This is a genomic window from Edaphobacter aggregans DSM 19364 (assembly GCF_000745965.1).
Taxonomy (GTDB): Bacteria; Acidobacteriota; Terriglobia; order Terriglobales; family Acidobacteriaceae; genus Edaphobacter; species Edaphobacter aggregans.
In genome coordinates, this window is the sequence record NZ_JQKI01000285.1 from 1 (window position 1) to 2,793 (window position 2,793).

Annotated in this window: 3 protein-coding genes; 1 reads left to right on the plus strand and 2 read right to left on the minus strand. The window is 57.3% G+C overall.

Annotated elements, in window-relative coordinates; all coding sequences use genetic code 11:
- A partial coding sequence (locus Q363_RS47265; RefSeq protein ID WP_211256457.1) for a YqgE/AlgH family protein occupies positions 1-176 on the plus strand: 176 nt, incomplete at its 5' end.
- 391 nt (positions 177-567) lie between these two features.
- On the opposite strand, the gene Q363_RS37135 is transcribed toward Q363_RS47265, so the two are convergent.
- Positions 568-1,407, minus strand: a complete 840-nt coding sequence (locus Q363_RS37135; RefSeq protein ID WP_157468044.1) for a sulfatase-like hydrolase/transferase — start codon at positions 1,405-1,407, stop codon at positions 568-570.
- Positions 1,408-1,611: 204 nt separating this feature from the next.
- A complete protein-coding gene (locus Q363_RS37140; protein WP_051979599.1) occupies positions 1,612-2,475 on the minus strand; it encodes a sulfatase-like hydrolase/transferase in 864 nt (287 codons plus the stop codon).
- Between the last annotated feature and the right edge of the window lie 318 nt (positions 2,476-2,793).

A 2,793-nucleotide genomic window follows, 5' to 3' on the forward strand; every position in this document is an offset into this window, starting at 1 on the left:
GATGGACGCAAGATCAATTGCGGACCGAGGTGCAATTGGGCGCGTGGTTCGTTTTTCCGGCAGACACCGCCACAATATTCAATTCCGATCCGGATGCTTTGTGGTTGCAGATGATTCAGAAGACAGAGTTGCGATTGGCGAAGACTGAGCCCTTCGTAAAATCTCCCAGCCAGTAGAATTGTTTTTGATAAATCCCGAGTCATTCACCAAGCCGATATTTTCACAATACATCGTTCCGGGAGAATCACCGCCGATCCGGAAATAACTACTTGATCAACACTTCGCGGCAGGTGTTGTCAAAGATGAAAATTCCGGTTTGGCCACAAACCACCCGGATCCCGTCAATGAGCGCTAAGGCCTGTTATCAACACTTGAGGGAATGCAGTCCGTTGCTCGCTAAAATGATTTACAACAAATGAGAAGAAGTCCGGCAACTTCACTAGGCTTCATGAAATTTGCGAGCCATCCGGAGGCTGGGTCCTAACGGCGTTAATGTTGAACAGAAAGAAAGAGGGAGGCGCGCGGAATGCGCGTCTCCCTTGAGTTTTTGGTGGTTCGGACGATTCGTCAGAATTGCCCTCCATAGCCGAGCAGCTCGCGCAAGCCATTGCCGGTCCGCCATGTGGAATCTGGCTCGTTCTTGATGAGGTCGCGGTAGATGAGGTGCGCGGCCTCGGATTTGAGCTGCTGGAAGCGCAACGAGTTGGGATCGAGTGGATTGCCGGGGAGGGGTGCGGCGAGCTCATTGGGAATGTAGTTGTTGACGAGCGCCTCGTAGCCCTGTTCGGCACGGGGGTCGTTGGGGTGGCTGATGAGCTCGAGCCGACCAGCCTGGGTTGAGTAGTCGTAGAACTCGAGCTGTACAGTGGCGGGGTCGATGGTGGTGGTGGCGGGCAACCAGTCGGAGTAGACACCGACCTTCGTGTCGTTGGTGCGGAGGGCGACGATGTTGGTTGGGGAGTTGTTGAAGTTGAAAAAGCCGGGAGCGATTTCGTCGGTGGAGAAGAGGAGGTAAGATCTGCCGGGAGCCCAGCGCGACTTGAGCATGGAGTACATGTCGAGCCGGTTGGCGTAGATCTGGTTATTGGGAAACTGCGTTAGCCATGTCGTGTCGCCCTTGTAGCCGAGGGTAACAAACATGTTCAGCAGGTCGACGGAGGAGCAGAGGCCGGTGCGGATGACATGGGTGTCGTCGGTGAAGCGGCCGCTGGGGTCCATGACGATGAGCGGGATGTGCATGCACTCCTCGTAGACGGTGCCGATCTTGCCCTGAACGAAGCCGTGCGCGCCGCTGTATTCACCGTGGTCGGAGGCGAAGATGATGACGGTGTTGTCGATGATGCTCTGCGGTAGCTGGTGGAGCTGATCGAGGACAGCACCGATCTGTTGATCGAGGATCTGGGTGATCTGGGTGTAGCTGTCGAGGCCGCGTTGCCAGTATTAGAAGGGCGCGAATCCGACGCCGAAGCCAAGGTCTCCGTTGCCGTAGGGCCTGACCTCGAAGCCGCGCTGACGCGGGTTAGCGGTGATGCCTCCCCAGACGGCTTCTTGAAACTGCTGAATGAAGGTATGGGTGGTGGGTTTGCCGGCTGCGGCGTAGTTATTGGGGTTCTACCAGTTGGGCGGAAGGAAAGGGTAGACGAAGAAGGGAGGGGATTTGAGCTGGTTGGTGTCCCAGTCCACGATCGGCGGAGTATTGGTATAGTCCAGGACCTGCATAAGCTGGGCGCTTGGGGGTTTGTTCTGGTTGAAGTTCGCGAAGAGGTTGGTGTAGGTGAGGAACTCGGTGCCGGCGGGGAAGAACTCGCGGTCGTGCGGGTTGACGTAGCCGATGGTCAGGCACCATGGGCCATCGGTGGTCTTGACGTTCTGCAGGTAGGCGAGGGCCTGGTTGGTGGTGTAGGCGTCGTTGTGGAATTGGGGATCACTGTTGAAGTCGCCGTAGGTGCCCTGGAGGTTGTACCCGGTGGGATCGGGGGGGCTGTTCCAGTCGAACCCGTACGGAGCGGTGTCGCTGGGGCCGTTGGGGACGGAGACGTGCCACTTGCCGAAGTAAGGGGTGGTGTAGCCGGCTGCCTGAAGGAGCTTGCCGTAGGTAGGATATGCAGGATTGAGGACCGGCACCTTGGGATTGGTGGTTATGGTGGTCATGAGCCAGCTCTGATGGGAGTAAAGGCCGGTGATGATGGTGCCGCGAGCAGGTGTGCAGGCGCAGGCCCCGGTGTAATAGTCGGAGAATTTTACGCCCCGCTTCCAGACGTGTTTGTAGAGGTTGGGCATGAAGCGCTTGAAGTATTGTCCTGGGCTGCCGATCCCGACGGGGAAGACCGAGGGCCAACGCAGCTCGTCGACGAGGATGAAGAGGATGTTGGGCTGGGGGCCCGATTCAGTTATGCCTTTGGCGAACCCTAGGCGGCTCGCCATACTAGCGCCAGCGACAGCGGCGGTGGATTTCAGGAAGTCTCTGCGTTTCATTGTCGATCTCCAATGGATGAAATGCGTTGCTGCTGAGAGTGAAATCGGAGAGGCCCGGACTGAAGAGCGTCGCGAGGGGAGATTACTTATGCGACGGGCGGATTCTACGCTGGGCGCTAAGAGGGGTCAATTCAATGCTTGTTCAGATCGAATGAACATCGTCTGCCTTGTGCGAACTACTGGCTTTGCTTTATCGATCTTCCCGTTCAAAGAGCGCATAATCGCCAATGCACGCATTATGAGAGGGCGTCCTGCTTAAGAAGGCAGTCTTGGTCGGCGACCCATGCTTGCGGGGGCTTTGCCCCCACACCCCCAGGA

Excerpts from the sequence above, each read along its gene's own strand:
- Q363_RS37140 (WP_051979599.1), bottom strand. The coding sequence starts at position 2,475 with ATGAAACGCAGAGACTTCCTGAAATCCACCGCCGCTGTCGCTGGCGCT.